The organism is Sphingobacterium faecale, from assembly GCF_016746095.1.
In the GTDB taxonomy this organism is placed as follows: Bacteria; Bacteroidota; Bacteroidia; order Sphingobacteriales; family Sphingobacteriaceae; genus Sphingobacterium; species Sphingobacterium faecale.
The window spans coordinates 238,446-254,166 of record NZ_JAERTY010000003.1 but is presented as its reverse complement, the minus strand read 5'-3'; the positions used below and the strand labels follow the sequence as shown (position 1 = coordinate 254,166).

Here is a 15,721-nt window from a genome sequence, read left to right as displayed (position 1 = left end):
TCGAATCCTACTATATTAATAAGTAATGATATATATACACATGGTAAAATCAACAAAGCGTTTGCTTAATCACACTTTGAGTTTGATATTAGCGCTTTTTTCCTTCTTCGTTACGGTACAAGGGCAGACTAAAAATGTATCGGGAACTGTTACCGTAAAAGATGGAGAAGCAATGGCAGGAGTTACAGTGTCCGTAAAAGGACAGCAAAGATCGACAGTTTCGGATTTGGAGGGCAGGTACAGTATCAATAATATTCAGAGCAACGATAAATTAGTGTTCTCACTTGTAGGTTATGAAACAGAGGAAGTTCAAGTAGGAAATCAATCGCAGATCGATGTTCAAATGATTCTCTCGTTTATAGATTTGGGTGAAGCTGTAGTTATTGGTTACGGTTCGTTAGAAAAACGACAAGTTACTTCCTCTATAACTTCGATTAGAGGTGACAAACTACCTTCAGGACTCGGAGGGGCTACAATAGCCACAGCTCTTAGAGGCAAGGTTCCTGGTCTTACTATCGATGGCACATCGAGCCCCAACGCGAGTAATAGTTTTCAACTGCGTGGAGTAGCTTCCGTAAATGCGGGACAGGGACCACTTGTTGTTATTGACGGAATACCGGGAGGAGATATACGGGCGATTAATCAAGAAGATATCGAGACTATTGATGTCTTAAAAGATGCGTCAGCAGGTGCCATTTACGGGACACGTGCTGCAGGAGGAGTGATACTTATTACAACAAAGCAGGCTAAGGCTGGCGAAGTGAAAATACAATATAGTGGTGAATTTGCGACAGAGCAAATTCGCAAACGCCCAGACCTGCTTAGTTCAAGTGAATATGTGATGTATGGTCTCGGGCAAGACTACGGATATGATACAGACTGGTACAGTGCATTGACCAATGATAGACCATTTTCTCATCGTCAGGTGATTAGTCTTTCTGGAGGTAGTCCTAATGCATTAGTTTATACTACATTTTCTACACAAAATCAGAAAGGAATCGTTATTGGAGATGGTCGGAAAGATTATTCGGGGCGTATCAACAGTAAGTTTTCTATGTTTGATAATAAAGTTGAGATTCAGGCTCGCGCAGAATATAGACAGGCCCAACGTGATCAGCGTAACGGTTCCGGTTCATTTAATACGGCCATGATGTTGAATCCAACTATTCCTATCTATAGCGATGCAAATGAATCCGGATACAATGTAAGAGAGATTGGAATCTCTGGTACCAGCTATAATCCTGTCGCTGATATCATGCTAAAGACTTATGACGGGAAGGATAGCTGGCTACTAAGTGATGCATCTCTTAAGATAAATCTTTCTAACAACTTGTCTGTAAAAGGAACAATTGGCTACCAAGAGTCAAAATGGCAATTGTATCGTTATACGTCACCTTATCATAAATCTTCTGTTGATAATTCCAGAAGGGGAGAGGGATACCATGGTTTTAGTAAAAATAATCGCTTCTCTACGGATGCATATTTAAATTATAAGAATATTTTTAATGGAGATCATAATATTGATGCTATAGCAGGCTACAGTTTTTGGGAAGCAAATGGTGAAAGCTTCAATATGACCAATTACAACTTTACAATTGAAGGTGTAGGTCCCTGGAACATGGAAGATGGTACTTGGCTAACCGATGGAAGGGCACTTATGGATTCTGAGAAAAGTCCTCGGGAGCGCCTTTTATCCATGTTTTCTCGGATTAATTATACATTCAAAGATCGGTATATTTTATCGGCAAGTTATCGTCGGGAAGGTTCGTCTAAGTTTGGACCAAACCACCGTTGGGGTAATTTCTGGGCTGTTTCAGGAGGATGGCGTCTTATTGAAGAAGACTTTATAAAAGACCTTCCTTTCATCAGTGATCTTAAGCTAAGAGCAGGCTATGGCGTGACTGGTAATAACAGTTTTGGGAATGGGTATGCGACGCGTATGTACAGTCCAGATACACAGATGTATCCAACACCAAGCGGAGAATGGATATTTGCTTATGGCCCACAGCGAAATATCAACGCTAATCTAAAGTGGGAAGAAAAAGGAGAATTAAACATTGGTTTAGATTTTGGTTTGTGGAATAATCGTTTCTTTGGTAAACTCGACGTTTATAAAAGGCGGGTTAAAGATTTGCTTTTTCAAACCGACGCACCGACACCTCCAATGACACATACTACCATTATGCGTAATGTAGGAACGCTCGAGAATAAAGGTTGGGAATTTGAGTTGGGAAGTGAGGTCGTGCGCAAAAAAGATTGGAACTATAATACCATAGCAAGATTCTCCCATAACACATCTAAAATATTAGATCTGGGAGAAGATGGTGTGATTGATATGGATGCGTTTCCTTCGCCGGGTAATCCTGGAAGGGGAGGCCGTCTAGAAAACAATGCTACCATAGGTCAGTTTTTTGTGTTTAAATATGCTGGATTAGATGAGCATGGTAAATGGCTGATTTATGATAAAAATGGTGATGTAGTACCGGGAATAAGTACCAACCTGATCAATGAGAATAAGTACCATGCAGGTAATGCTATCCCAAAGCTGACAGTTTCTTGGGATCATAATTTGAGCTATAAGCAATTTGATTTCTCGGCATCCTTGCGAAGCTATATCAACTACGATGTATTCAGTCAGATCAATATGTATTATGGATTACGCACACAATCACAGTTTAACGTTTTAAAAGAAGCCTTTGACAGGTACGCTGCAGTAAATGATGAAAAGATATTAAGTGATGTATTTATGAGTGATGCTACCTTTCTCGCTTTAGATGCCGTAAGTGCAGGATATACTTTCGATTTGAAGAAGTATACACCCTATGTTTCAAAAGCGAGATTGTACTTCAGTTCACGGGATCTGTTTGTTTGGAGCTCCTATAAAGGAGTCAATCCTCAGGTAAATTTAAATGGCCTGTTTCCAGGTTTCGAACAGATCAATACCACAGCTAGTATGTACCCGCAAACACGCAGGTTTACATTAGGCGTACAACTTACATTTTAAAAATAGATAAGAGATGAAAAGTTACATATCAACATATTTTAAAATCTCAGCATTAACGGCTTCTCTCCTTTTAGGGGGGTGTGAGTTGGATGAAAAGCATTTCTCTTCAGTGACTCCGGATACTTTTTTTACATCAAAAGAAAGTACTTATGCTGTATTGGCTCGTCCATTCACACATTGGAGATGGTTTATTGGCGCGGATCGATGGTATCTGCAGGAGCTGACCACTGATGCGATGACCTGCCCTCAACGTGCAGAGGATTGGTATAATGGGGGAGAGTATTTCCGGTTGCAATACCATACATGGAATCCAGACGATCGCTTTGTTGAGAATACGTATAATGGCGTAGGAGGAGGAATAGCTCGTACGATGTCAGCAAAAGAGGATCTGGAGAGATTAGATTATTCGACAGTAGGGATGACTGACCAAGATAAAGCAGATCAGGTTCAACAGTTAGAAGCATTGATAGCATGGTTTTACATGCGAGGTCTTGACTTTTTTGGAGGCATGCCGATTTATGAATCTACACAGGATGAGTTGAAGCCTAGAGCCAGTGACCAAGAGACTTTTGATCATATTGAAGGCCTACTGAAAAGAGCAATCCCTAATTTAAAGAAAAAGATACAGCTTGGTGGCTTTGAGGACGGATACATACGACAGGCAGCTGCAGCGACAATGTTGGCAGAGCTTTATTTTAATGCAGAGGCTTACACGGGGAGAGATCGGTTTGCAGATTGTGCAGCTATATGTGAAGATCTGATTAAGGGTGTGTATGGCAACTACGAGTTAGATAAAACTTGGTGGGGCCCACATGGGTTTGATAATGACCGTTCTACTGAAGTTATTTGGTCTGCTCCTTCCAAAGGAGGTGGAGCAACAGAAACGGCATGGAACTGGTACTGGCGTTATTTCTATCATCAGGAAAGTAGCAAGTATTTTGGTGGAGTAGCTGGTAACGGAGCCCCCTATAATGGATTCATGCTTAGCCCATCTCGCAAGCCAACGGGAGAAGTATATACCGAATTTAAACTAGGGAATCCATACGAGAAATTCCACGACAATGACCTTCGTAAGAAGCCTTTTGTTTATAGAGGAAGCAAAAATTTCGAAGGTATGTTCTTGGTCGGTGCCCAAACGAATCCGATTACGGGAGAGTCTACCAAAGGGACCAAGGCTTATCAAGGTCAGATCTTGAATTTCATAGATATCGTTGCTCCATTCAAAGAACTCAACTCGAAATACGGGGGGGACATTTCGAAACTGCCTTCGAGTATTCAGGTAGGGGAGGAGAATAGTGGGGTCCGGCTGGTGAAAGTACCACAACCTAATCTTGCCGATCAAGCCTTGCAGTTTGATCCAGATTGTCCTGTTATTCGTCTTACAGAAGTCTATTACATGTTGGCAGAGTGTAAATTACGCGGAGGTGATACAAAAGGTGGTGCGGATTTAATCAATGCCGTAAGGAAGAGAAATTTCGTTAATGGAATGGATCCAGATCCAGTAACTGCAAGCAACTTGGATAAATACAGGATGTTGGACGAATGGCTTATTGAATTTTTGGGAGAAGGACGTCGGCGTACAGACCTCATTCGTTGGGGAGCATTTACAGGAGAAAAATGGTGGGATCATGAACCAACTGATGTCACAAGAAATAGATTCCCGATCCCATACTCCGCTATTTCTGCGAATAATCTTTTAAATCCCAATCCAGGATATGGTGGTAAAGGAAAATAGTCAATCAATTTAATGGTAAAGTAAATAATTATGACACATAAAATATTGTTCAAGTTATTAGTAATAAGTCTGCTTTTCTTTGTTGGCTGTAGTGAAGATGAGCGATTGGTGAGAAACCCATCTCCAGAGGAGCCTTCTGATATAACTATAAAGGAGGGGATAAATCTCGTAGGCAAACTTATGGACGGCAATAACCCAGTTGTTGGTGCAGTAGTAAGTGATGGTTACAGTACGGTCATTACTGATGCAGAGGGAATTTATCAATTAAAAGCCGATAAGCTTGCTAAATTTGTATTTGTATCTATACCTGCAGATTATGCGATCCCTTTGGAAAATGGGTTACCCAAAATATATCAAGAGCTTGGTACAGATCGTACCAAGGTTTTACGAAAAGATTTTGCGTTGAAAAAACAGGCAATCGTAAATAAATTTCAATTGTTAGCTTTGGCTGATGTGCAGATCGGTCAATCTGTAGAATTGAATTGGTTACGTCAGACAGAGGTGCCATTGATTAGGGATTATGTAAAGACCATGAAATCAGAATCACCCGTGTACGGTATCTCATTAGGAGACCTTGTATGGGACAATATGACCTATTTCACGGAATATGCAAATGAGATGAAGCGCTTGGAAATACCCTTGTTTCAGGTAATTGGTAATCATGATCATGATCGTACAGTAATAGGGAATGATTCTAGAGCAGCTTATCAGTTTGAGTCTAATTTTGGACCCACTTACTATTCATATAATATTGGAGACTGTCACTTTATAGTGTTGGACAATGTGAACTATAATGGACATAGTGATTACAGTGCACATATTACGCAGAATCAATTAGACTGGTTGAAAGAGGATTTGAGACATGTAAGTAAAGACAAGTTAATCATTCTAGGAACCCATATCTATACGTCAAGAAGAGACCGTCCTAACCTCGGAACGAGCAATAAGGAAGAGCTTTATAAACTTTTGGAGGGATATAAAGTCCGTATCTTGACTGGTCATCTTCACAATAACCGCATGACTACAATCAACCAGAATATCGAAGAGAATAATTTGGGATCGGTGATGGGGGCTTTTTGGAATTACTTGTGTAATGATGGTAGTCCTCGCGGTTATGCGGTATACGAGATAGAAGGTAACAAGATTAAAAATTGGTATTATAAAGGAACAGACCAAACGAAAGACTATCAGATCAAGATCTATAAACCGGGACAGGCCGTTACTGAATCAAGAAAAGATGGGATTATAGTCAATGTTTTTGCGTGGCATACCGACTGGACTGTCAAAGTATATGAGAATGGAGTTTACAAAACCACATTAACAGAAAACCTAAGGTTCGAAATGGATAGGGATGCTTATGATGCCTATTTTGGAGACGATAAACCCGCGCACCGACCATCTGCCGAACCAGAAGCCTATAATGATCACATGTTTTACTATAAACCAACGGTAACAAAAGGTGTGACTATTAAGGTTGAGGCAATCGATTCTAATGGGAATAAATATACTGAAAGTGTAATTCTTTAGAAATCAATGTGGTGTACCCGTTTCTTTGAAGTATACTGCATTCATTAGGAATAAAGATCCTTGACATTCTGTATACTCGTGTTTAATTAGAGCATATAAGTGATAACTATCGATCGTAGTTTAGAATATTTTATTCAAGGCAAAAAGATTTTCGTCAGCAGTTTTGTTGTAAAGGAAAGTAAAGCGATGTGGCTGCATATGGTGGAAGAATGAAGGATTTGAGTAAGATTATAAGTTTTCTTTAGTAGATTTAGGGTGAACTAAACTAAATTATAATCTAATGAGAATAACAAGAACTAAATACACCATCTTAAAATCACTTGTGCTCGGCTGTACATTGGTATGCAGTACTTCTGTTGTGGCACAGAATAAGGATGCAATAGTTTCTGCTATCATTCAAGAAGCAAATGTTAATTCGCAGTTGGAAAACTATGCTTTTGAATTGGTGGACATGATTGGTCCCCGACTGGTCGGTAGTCCACAGATGCAACAGGCACATGATTGGGTAGTCAAACAGTATACAGCACTCGGTGCGGAGGCACGGAATGAGGTTTATGGCGAATGGCGATCTTGGGATCGCGGCACTTCGCAGGCGACCATGACATTTCCCAGGCTAAAATCTTTAGAAGGGACACAGCTGGCATTTAGCCCCATGACAAAAGGAAAGGGAATCGAGGCGGAAGTAATAGCAATGCCAGTCTTCAAATCCGCAGCAGATTTTCAGACTTGGTTAAAAACTATAAAAGGAAAGATCGTCCTGATCGGGATGAACCCTATATCAGGCAGGTCGGATGCCAACTGGAAGGAATCGGCCTCTACAAAAGGGTATGAAAACTACCAAGCATTAAAAAATGAGCAACAGAAACAATGGGACTTGAGTATGTCCTATACGGAGAGTACACGCCGGACGATACCCCTGGTTTTAGAAACAGCAGGAGCAGTCGCTGTTATAGATTCCTATTGGACGGAGTTGCCTGGGCTGACACGGATATTTGATGCCAAGTCGAAGCAGATTCCTGTTTTTAATATTGCACTAGAGGATTACGGATTGCTCTACCGTATGGCGGTAAGAGGAGTGAAACCAAGGGTGCTTTTAGAGGGCAACTCGAAAGAGCTCGGAACAGCAAAAACGTATAACAGTATCGCTGAAATAAAGGGTAAAGAAAAGCCACATGAATATGTGGTCTTATCTGCCCATCTAGATTCTTGGGATGGAGGAACAGGTGCTACCGATAATGCTACGGGGGTGATTACGATGATGGAAGCGGTACGCATCTTAAAGAAAGTGTATCCCGATAATAAGCGAACCATATTGGTCGGAAACTGGGGGAGCGAGGAACAGGGACTTAATGGATCTTCGGCTTTTGTAGAAGATCATCCCGAGATCGCTAAGAATATTCAGGTGGTATGGAATCAGGATAATGGTACAGGTCGTATTGTACGCATTGCAGGCAGTGGTTTTGAAAAATCGTATGAATACATTGGCCGTTGGCTTCAATACCTGCCTGAAGAGTTTCGCCGTGAAATCCAGACCACCTTCCCCGGTATGCCTGGCACGGGTGGGAGTGACCATTCTTCCTTTGTACAGCGAGGAATACCAGCTTTTGGCCTGTCATCAACGTCATGGGATTATGGTAAGTTGACGTGGCATACCAATCGGGATACCTACGACAAGATCGTTTTTGATGAAGTGAAGCAGAATGCAATCATTGTTGCGATTCTTACCTATCTGGCCTGTGAAGAGCCGGAGTTGGTGTCGCGGGATAAAATAGTCTTGCCGATAGATAAACAAGGGAAGCAAATGGAGTGGCCTACTAATCTTAAAGCCAAGAGAACGAGCGGTAATTAATTTATCGATTGGTATACTTCTGAGGCTTTATTAGGACCGTTTTGAACGGGAGAGCTGTTGTGACCGAAGTAGTATCTTGGAGATAGAAATAAGTCCTTTGGCAGTTTCTCTTAGGGTTGGTAAACGGAGGTTTGGAACTTCTGGTCGCCAGCCCTAAAAGAAGTGATGTGACACGGTTCAATTTAGACTGCTATTACAAACAATCTGTATAGCAATTACTTTTTTGTAAGCTTATTCAGCGTTTCCTCAATCATTTCCATTCTCTTTTTGACCTTTTCAGCAGAAGCATCAAGCGTATATCCTTCGTCAATCATTTCTTTTATGAGTAACATTTTTTTTATGTTTTCATAATTGTAGCGTCTGTTTTTACCTTCTTCTTCAGTCAGACTTGTAATAATTCCTTTCTCTTCCCAATACCGAATTTGACGTGTAGGAATACCCGTAATCTGCGATACCTCACCAATCCCGACAACTAACTTATCTAAAAAGTCAAAGTCAAATGACAGATCTTTATTTGATTCCTTTTTGCTCATTTTGTAAATTATTTACAATTAATGTTGCAAATATAAAATAATAGTCTTTGTTTTGCAATTGTAAATAATTTACAATTATTGAATATTTTGAGCATTTTAGGTATGAAAAGGATAATCATTATTTTAACAGTATTACTGACAATTTTAATAACAATGGCTATGACTGTAAAAGCAAATCGTTTAAACCCTGTATCTACACAAGAAGTTTCTTGGAATGATGCACAACCCTATTTGGAAGCATTTCAAAAGACAGTAAAAATTCCCAATGGATATTCATTCCATTCTGTAGATAAAGTAAAAGCAGATGATGTTCAGGCTTACCTGTTTCGTTTTGAAAAATCAGAAAACAAGGGTGTCGAAGGAGAGCATTACTCCTTTGTGATTTCAGAAAAGGATAAACAAGTTTTGGGATTTACCAATATGGATAAAAGATATTCCAATACCAAGATGCTTTCAAAATCGGAAACTGAAAAAATAGCAAAAGACTTTTTGTTGAAGTTAGACAACTCATTAGCTAATGAACTGAAAAATCTTTGGATAGAAAGACACGATGAAGAAATTTTGGTTAACGGAATCAAAACAGTGATAGCAGGAATGAAGTACAAATGTTATCGAGCATCACAAAATGATTATGGGTGGGTAATTGTTGGGTTTGATGGCTCTGTAATTACATTTGAACGAAACATAAAATGGAATAACAGCGAGCATAAACGCATTACTGAAAAATGGTTACACGATAGTTGGCTGGCTCTAAAATAAGTAGTTCACTTTTTTTAATCAAATAATATGAGAACGACAATTCTAATTATACTAATCTATTTAAGTATGAATTACGTACAGGCACAAGAAAAATCAGCACTTATCCTTATCGAAACACAAAACGAATGGATGCACCAAGATGGTAAATTGTATAAAGCATTGGTAAAGGATAAGGAAATGATGCACAACTCAATAGCTAATATCGAAAAGGCATTGGATTACGCAAGAAAGAACAATATAGAAGTTATCCACGTGGGATTACGTTTTGAAAAAGGCTATCCCGAATTAGCAAACGGCAAAAGCGGTCTGCGCAAAGCTATACCAAGTGCGGGAACTTTCCCTATTAATGAATTTGGTTCACAATTCTATGAAACGGTAAAACCGATCGAAAGCGAATTTATAGTTATAGGCCGTGTTGGTGCAAGTGGCTTTACTGGTTCAAATTTGGACGTATATCTACGTAACAACAAAATCGAAAACTTGTATTTAGTTGGATACGCTACCCACGTTTGCGTAGAAAGCACTCTGCGTGATGCCCACGAAAAGGGGTACAATACATTTTTAATTTCTGATGCGTCATCCGCATTTAACCGTATGCAACAGGATTATGTGTTAAGCGAAATTGTTCATCATTTTGGCGAGCATTTGACAACTAAACAGTTTGCAAAGGAATAAAGATTAGAAATGACATTGCAGTTTATGACCTTGATCGTCACACCGCGTCGTCTGGTAAACGGTTTTATTAACAGCTGTCAATTGGCAAGAATGGGTTCAGCGTTTGTTGTTTGTTTATGCAATACCTTTCTATAGGCTGTCTGATGTACTAAAGAGGTACTGTGGATACTGGTCCAAAGTACAGTGTATCCATGCTGAGTCCGTGTCAACTCCATGTTGAGTCCGAGTCTAGCGTGGATTAGAGGTGCAGAGACTATAGATACAACTCGCTTTTACCCTTGCTAGAGCGTATATAGGCAGTATATATATAGTGAATGCAGTATGAAACTAGGTAGAGACACGGACTCGGGTAACCGAAAGGAAGCTTTCAACGAGTTCGACTCATCGGAATTACATTTATTCGTAGCTGCAAAGTAGAAACTATATCTTAAGCGTTTTCTGCGAGATGCTGATACAAAAAATGTTGATGTCTACTTGTCTTTTAATAACCTTTCTAATAATTCTACTTTAGATTTCTCGGCTTCTAGAAGGCGCTCGTAGAGCTTTTTGTTTTCTTCGTGTGCTTCTAGTAATTTTTCTATGGGATTAAATGTGAATGTCGGCTGCGTGCTCCATGCACCATTGTTAGAACTATTATCGTTAAATGTATTAATTATATTAAACACGGCTTCTTCATCAAAATTACGTATGGCATCTGGAGTAACACCTAGTACCTGTGATACTTGGGCCAACAAGTCTTCTTCTATCTCAGCACTGCGCTCCATATTAGATACCGTCTGCTGACTTACGCCAAGTGCGGTTGCTAATGCTTCTTGCTTCATGCCACGTAACTCACGTAAGCGGCTAATTTTTGATCCGATCTTGTTTTCCTTACTCATACCTCAAAGTTAATAATATTCTGTCATTTGTTTATCGACAATCTTGTGTCTTGGTAATTTACAAATTGGCTTTTGTTTTTTACTAATCGGATTGGTGCGTTACAAGTTGTTTTGGTTCGGTACGTGGATTTTACTGAAGTTCTTTGTATAAACTAAATGTAAACAGTTATGGGAAAGAAAAAGAAAATTGTAGAGGTCGATATGTATCACAAATATGCTGATATCGATGAAATGTATTCTAGTAAAAGTAGAGAAATAAAGCTACTTGTTCCAAGTAATCTTAGAATGTTGTGCGCCATATTAGATGTCAAAGTCGAAAAAATACTAGGTGATTTTATGTGGATGCTAAGTTATTCACATCATAGTTCTGCATCAAATGAACAACGTAAAATCGGAATGAAATTCTTTCTTTCTAGCAAATATGGGCAACCGCTTTATTCCAAAAAGCAAATTAAACAGATGTTTCAAGAACTAAAGGCTGAACTAAAAATACATGAAACTATCGATGGTATGGATCATGAACATATGCAACTGTTCTGGAAGAGTAATCATATGTATACACAACATTGGTTTAAAAGATGGTTTGAAAAGAATAGGCATAAAGCGGATATCACAATACTTAATGATTACTAAACCAAAAACACTATGATAGAATTTGATAGTATCGTTGTGCAAACCCGATGTAGGGTTTCGCTTCAAAAGGGAGAAGGTAATTCGTTTAGCATTGACGAGGATTCCGACAGAGCTGGATGGATCGATATAGACGTTGTTAATGGAGAATTGGTCATATGTACCAAACCTGAATTCTATGGTTTTTTATTATTACATGACTATTATCCTAAAATAACTATAACCTTCACTGAGTTGAAAGGGCTTAGACTACTAGATCGTTGCTTTGTGAAATCAGTAGACACATTGTTTTTACATCAGACGGGTATTATAGTAAAAGAAGGGAGTTTGGATATTTGCGTAGATGCATTTTCAATTGACTGTACGGTGTTAAAAAATGCACGTGTAAAAATATCCGGTGAAAGCATTATCTCACGTGTTTTAACGAATCAAAGGGGATATTATGATGGCGCTAACTTGGAATGTTCCGAAGGAACTGTTCATGCGCATTTCGATTCGACAGTTTCTATCTGGTTTACAGAAGAAGTAGAAATAGGTCTTTGGGGGCGCAGTAAGTTAACTTATCGAGATAATCCAAGAATGAAGATGATTCAGATTGACGAAGGTTGTGCTCTGAAAGCCTTAGAACTGCCTTTAACGTAATACCTAAATTAAAACATTATGCATCACGTAGAATACGAAAATAATTATATCACATTATTGACAAAACAAGAAATATTGAATCCGTATTTAGTCTTGGACAACTTGTTTGTTGATTTTTCATCGGCTGAAGCTTTGCAAGATGAATTATTTGAAATATTGACAATTGCTATACGTCGAAATTATTGGTTGACTTATGATTCACCACTTGTTTTATACAAGAAGTACAAAAAACTTGTGCGGCTATTTGAAGCTGGATGGTTGATCTCTAAAATAAGACCAACGTCTTTTGTTCACGAGAGTCTTTTAACTCCATACGATCAGATCGAAGCTTCCGTACCCAATAGAAAGACAAAAAAAACGACTAAAGATGTCGTTTCTGAGGGATATCGAATAGTTGTTTTTTCTTACAATTCTAGCTCTCTAGATATCATACGAGGGAATCTTTTCTATTTACTATTTGAAGGACTAATGCCGACTTGCGTGAAGTACTCAAATGAAATCGATCCATATTATTTTAGAATGATGCAAGAGATGAATGATCTTATCAGTGCGCTTCAAACCGTGTATCATTACGAAAAAGATAATATCTTATCTGAATTAGATATGGCCGTTTTGAAAACTATCTGTGATGAGTTTATATCTAGAGAATCTTTTTTTGATTATAATAGCGATTTGCAAGGTGGGTTGAGCTATACCAATAAGGAAGAGCTTAAGAATGCCTTAGCAATTTCACGAAAGATTCTTTTTACGACTAATTTTTGGAAACTCCACGGTAATCCAGGTAACATACTTTACTACTATCATGACTTTCTGTTTATCCTTGACTCTTATTGGATGCATTATCTAGAACTTTGTAATAAAGGTGTAGCGTTTAATACCAAATGGAAATACCCTGGGGAGAAAAAGAATGAGTTGCACCATTCAGGGTATGAATGGATTAAACGGCCATGGAAGTTATTGTATGATAATTTTGAGAAAAGATCTATTCATGATTGGCGAAATTTACTTGATAAATGTTTAGAAGATGTCTTGAGTAATCGATTTATCGGTTACAGTACAGACTCTCATAATGAAGATATTTTACGTTTTATTAGTTCACTACTTTTCCTGGAATCGCTGCAAGAATATGAGCCTGAAATATATTGATTCAATTTGATAAAGTCGTTGGCGTAAAACCAACGACTTTTCTATTTCCTCTTTCCCTATACGCTCATATCAAACCCAATCAGATTCACAATTTCGCGGTGTCGTGATCTGAATCGGTTGCCGTAGGCTTCTATGGATTCGTTAGAATGTGTTCAGTTGATCAGATATATCGTAATATAGAACGTATACGGGATCATACCGGTTATACCCCAGCTATACCGAAGGTAGGACGCACTTGAACGGACTTTAGCGGACTTGTACGGACTTGAGGGGACTTTGAGCGAGGGATTGTCTCAACTTCATAGGGAACCATCTTGTCTATAGCAGGGCGTAGACTATAGCCACTACCTAGAATATAATGATTGCAACAGTAGGTTAGATCTCCTCTACAATAGATTGACCAGAAGACAGATCACCTGATGTCCACTGCCACTCTTCATGCAACTGTATTTTTCCATTCGTTAGAATTTCCGGTCGAGAAATACATTTTCCGGTCATTAATTTTCCTTCACTGTTTATTTGGTGGTAGCGCATATCTATAATACCTGCTTCGTCCACAATTCCAATCAGATGACCATAAATTATTTTACCGCCTTGATAATGTGCCGTAAGCATTGAGCCTTCTTGTTTGTAGTTAAATACGGTATCAGCGGATGTTTCTCCGTTATCACTGTTGGCAACAGCAACAAATGTTTTGTTATTGTAGTTTATCATAGTTGGTTATATGCTTTCGTAATGTAGAACTTGGGGAAAAGGGTCGTAATAATGGTGCAGTAAGGCTTTCCACTGTTGGTGTTGCGGTGACTGACGAAATCCTACTTCATGTGCTTCGACTGAAGTCCATTCTACCAATAAGAGATATTGGTTATCTACTTCTATGCACTTCTGTAAGGAGTGTTTCAGATAGCCCTCTATGGACGAAATATATTGAGCAGCTATTTGAAAGTCTTTTTCAAAGTCTTGGGTTCTGCCAGGCTTTACGTTTAATACTGCTACTTCTAAAATCATGTTTTTAAGCTTTTTGAAATGAGGCTAAGACTTGTGGTCCCGTTTTTACGATTGACTTATTGCAAAATAAGAAATTAACTCATAAAGTAAGTGGTTATTTCTGGTTCTCATCCCTCTTAAACGCAAAAAACCTCCATCTTTCGATGAAGGTTTCTCTGCGGAGAGCGAGGGATTCGAACCCCCGAACCTGTTACAGTTAACGGTTTTCAAGACCGCCGCATTCGACCACTCTGCCAGCTCTCCGCCACAAAAGTAGAAAAACTAACTAATTCTGCAAAACTAAAAGCGCTTATATTATATTAACCATTGAAAATGAGATGAATTATTTTGTTCTTGTCTGTTTTCAGGTCTTTGGGAAGGCAAAAAAACTAAGAAAGCACGGTATTCTTTACCTTTTGTCATGTTAAAAATCTTGCTTGAATCTAATAAATACAGTATTTTCGGTGCACTATGGCAAAGTATCAGAAAAGGAGTAAGGAGAAGTTGGTCTCAACGGCGAGTGATAGAAAACCTTATTTGATGTGGAGTATTCTTATTCCTATTGGTCTGATTTTTTTATTTGCTGTTTGGCATTATCGTGCAGGTATATTCTATTACGTTAAAGCTTTGGTCGGTAAGGAGGCTCGTTTTACGGACTCAGATAAGAATAAGCATGATGCGCGTAATATCTTTTTGATGTCTGAACATCGGGATAAGGTTTTTGGAATCGATATCAGTGAATACCAAGGGAAAATCAATTGGGAGGAAGTAGAACTTATCAATCAGGAGTTTCCAGTAGATTTTGTCTTTGTACGTGCTACAATGGGGCAGAAAAATAAAGATAAGAAGTTCCAGACGAATTGGAAAGGGGCACAGGAACGGAATAAGTTGCGTGGCGCTTATCACTATTTCAGACCTAATGAAAACTCGGTAAAGCAGGCTGAGAATTTTATCCGTACGGTGAAGCTGTCATCAGGAGATCTGCCTCCGGTATTGGATATTGAAGAACGCCCAAAAAGTCAATCTATGGATAGTCTGAAGGTCGGTCTGAAGCGTTGGTTGGACAGAGTGGAGGATCACTATAAAGTGAAGCCTATTGTATATTCGGGCGACAGCTATTTCTCTGATTTCTTGGAAAAGGAGTTTCGTGACTATACGCTGTGGATCGCCAATTATAACTTTTGGGTCGAAAAGCCTAAAGGACATTGGAACTTTTGGCAGTTCTCCGAACGCGGAGCTGTTTCGGGAATCAAAGGCTATGTCGACTTGAATATGTTTCAAGGGGATATAGAAGCATTGGAGAAATTATGTATTCCTTTTGAACGGTAGCGGTGTGCTATCCTAAAGAGATGAAAA

At 39.0% G+C, this 15,721-nt stretch carries 14 protein-coding genes and 1 tRNA gene; 10 read left to right on the top strand and 5 right to left on the bottom strand.

Translation table 11 applies throughout. The annotated features are described in order from the left end of the window. Positions 1–76 precede the first annotated feature (76 nt). From JKG61_RS06690 to JKG61_RS06675, 4 genes are all read left to right on the top strand, one after another. Positions 77–3,004 (top strand): SusC/RagA family TonB-linked outer membrane protein, encoded by a 2,928-nt coding sequence (locus JKG61_RS06690; protein WP_202102196.1) that lies wholly within the window; start codon positions 77–79, stop codon positions 3,002–3,004. Positions 3,005–3,017: 13 nt separating this feature from the next. After that, positions 3,018–4,739 carry a RagB/SusD family nutrient uptake outer membrane protein gene (locus JKG61_RS06685; RefSeq protein WP_202102195.1) on the top strand — a complete coding sequence of 574 codons (1,722 nt, stop codon included), beginning with the start codon at positions 3,018–3,020 and terminating at the stop codon, positions 4,737–4,739. Between the two features lie 30 nt (positions 4,740–4,769). After that, the gene (locus JKG61_RS06680) at positions 4,770–6,266 is read left to right on the top strand and encodes a calcineurin-like phosphoesterase C-terminal domain-containing protein (RefSeq protein ID WP_202102194.1); all 1,497 of its coding nucleotides are present in this window, start codon (positions 4,770–4,772) and stop codon (positions 6,264–6,266) included. 280 nt (positions 6,267–6,546) lie between these two features. Then, positions 6,547–8,115, top strand: coding sequence for a M20/M25/M40 family metallo-hydrolase (locus JKG61_RS06675; RefSeq protein WP_202102193.1), 1,569 nt, complete (start codon positions 6,547–6,549; stop codon positions 8,113–8,115). Positions 8,116–8,330: 215 nt separating this feature from the next. On the opposite strand, the gene JKG61_RS06670 is transcribed toward JKG61_RS06675, so the two are convergent. Next, positions 8,331–8,648, bottom strand: coding sequence for a MerR family transcriptional regulator (locus tag JKG61_RS06670; protein WP_202102192.1), 318 nt, complete (start codon positions 8,646–8,648; stop codon positions 8,331–8,333). 102 nt (positions 8,649–8,750) lie between these two features. Between JKG61_RS06670 and JKG61_RS06665 the strand changes: the two genes are divergently transcribed. Both JKG61_RS06665 and JKG61_RS06660 read left to right on the top strand, forming a co-directional pair. After that, positions 8,751–9,407: a hypothetical protein gene (locus tag JKG61_RS06665; RefSeq protein WP_202102191.1), complete on the top strand. Its 657-nt coding sequence runs from the start codon at positions 8,751–8,753 to the stop codon at positions 9,405–9,407. 66 nt (positions 9,408–9,473) lie between these two features. Continuing rightward, complete coding sequence (locus JKG61_RS06660) at positions 9,474–10,082, top strand: isochorismatase family cysteine hydrolase (RefSeq protein WP_202102190.1); 609 nt, start codon at positions 9,474–9,476, stop codon at positions 10,080–10,082. Positions 10,083–10,552: 470 nt separating this feature from the next. On the opposite strand, the gene JKG61_RS06655 is transcribed toward JKG61_RS06660, so the two are convergent. Further along, positions 10,553–10,960: a helix-turn-helix domain-containing protein gene (locus JKG61_RS06655; protein WP_202102189.1), complete on the bottom strand. Its 408-nt coding sequence runs from the start codon at positions 10,958–10,960 to the stop codon at positions 10,553–10,555. A gap of 168 nt (positions 10,961–11,128) precedes the next feature. Between JKG61_RS06655 and JKG61_RS06650 the strand changes: the two genes are divergently transcribed. From JKG61_RS06650 to JKG61_RS06640, 3 genes are read left to right on the top strand one after another with little or no spacing between them, the layout of a single operon-like run. Next, complete coding sequence (locus JKG61_RS06650; RefSeq protein WP_202102188.1) at positions 11,129–11,593, top strand: hypothetical protein; 465 nt, start codon at positions 11,129–11,131, stop codon at positions 11,591–11,593. A 12-nt stretch (positions 11,594–11,605) separates the two neighbouring features. Further along, positions 11,606–12,232, top strand: a complete 627-nt coding sequence (locus JKG61_RS06645; RefSeq protein WP_237249399.1) for a GIN domain-containing protein — start codon at positions 11,606–11,608, stop codon at positions 12,230–12,232. 18 nt (positions 12,233–12,250) lie between these two features. Next, the gene (locus JKG61_RS06640; RefSeq protein ID WP_202102186.1) at positions 12,251–13,378 is read left to right on the top strand and encodes a hypothetical protein; all 1,128 of its coding nucleotides are present in this window, start codon (positions 12,251–12,253) and stop codon (positions 13,376–13,378) included. A gap of 375 nt (positions 13,379–13,753) precedes the next feature. Here JKG61_RS06640 and JKG61_RS06635 read toward each other — a convergent pair whose 3' ends face one another. From JKG61_RS06635 to JKG61_RS06625, 3 genes are all read right to left on the bottom strand, one after another. After that, on the bottom strand, positions 13,754–14,092 hold the full coding sequence (locus JKG61_RS06635) for a n-acetylglutamate synthase (RefSeq protein WP_202102185.1): 339 nt from the start codon (positions 14,090–14,092) through the stop codon (positions 13,754–13,756). Between the two features lie 6 nt (positions 14,093–14,098). Next, positions 14,099–14,386 carry an antibiotic biosynthesis monooxygenase family protein gene (locus tag JKG61_RS06630; protein WP_202102184.1) on the bottom strand — a complete coding sequence of 96 codons (288 nt, stop codon included), beginning with the start codon at positions 14,384–14,386 and terminating at the stop codon, positions 14,099–14,101. 158 nt (positions 14,387–14,544) lie between these two features. Further along, positions 14,545–14,629: transfer RNA gene (locus JKG61_RS06625), tRNA-Ser, on the bottom strand. 207 nt (positions 14,630–14,836) lie between these two features. On the opposite strand from JKG61_RS06625, the gene JKG61_RS06620 reads away from it, so the two are divergent. Continuing rightward, complete coding sequence (locus tag JKG61_RS06620) at positions 14,837–15,694, top strand: glycoside hydrolase family 25 protein (protein WP_202102183.1); 858 nt, start codon at positions 14,837–14,839, stop codon at positions 15,692–15,694. Positions 15,695–15,721: the final 27 nt, after the last annotated feature.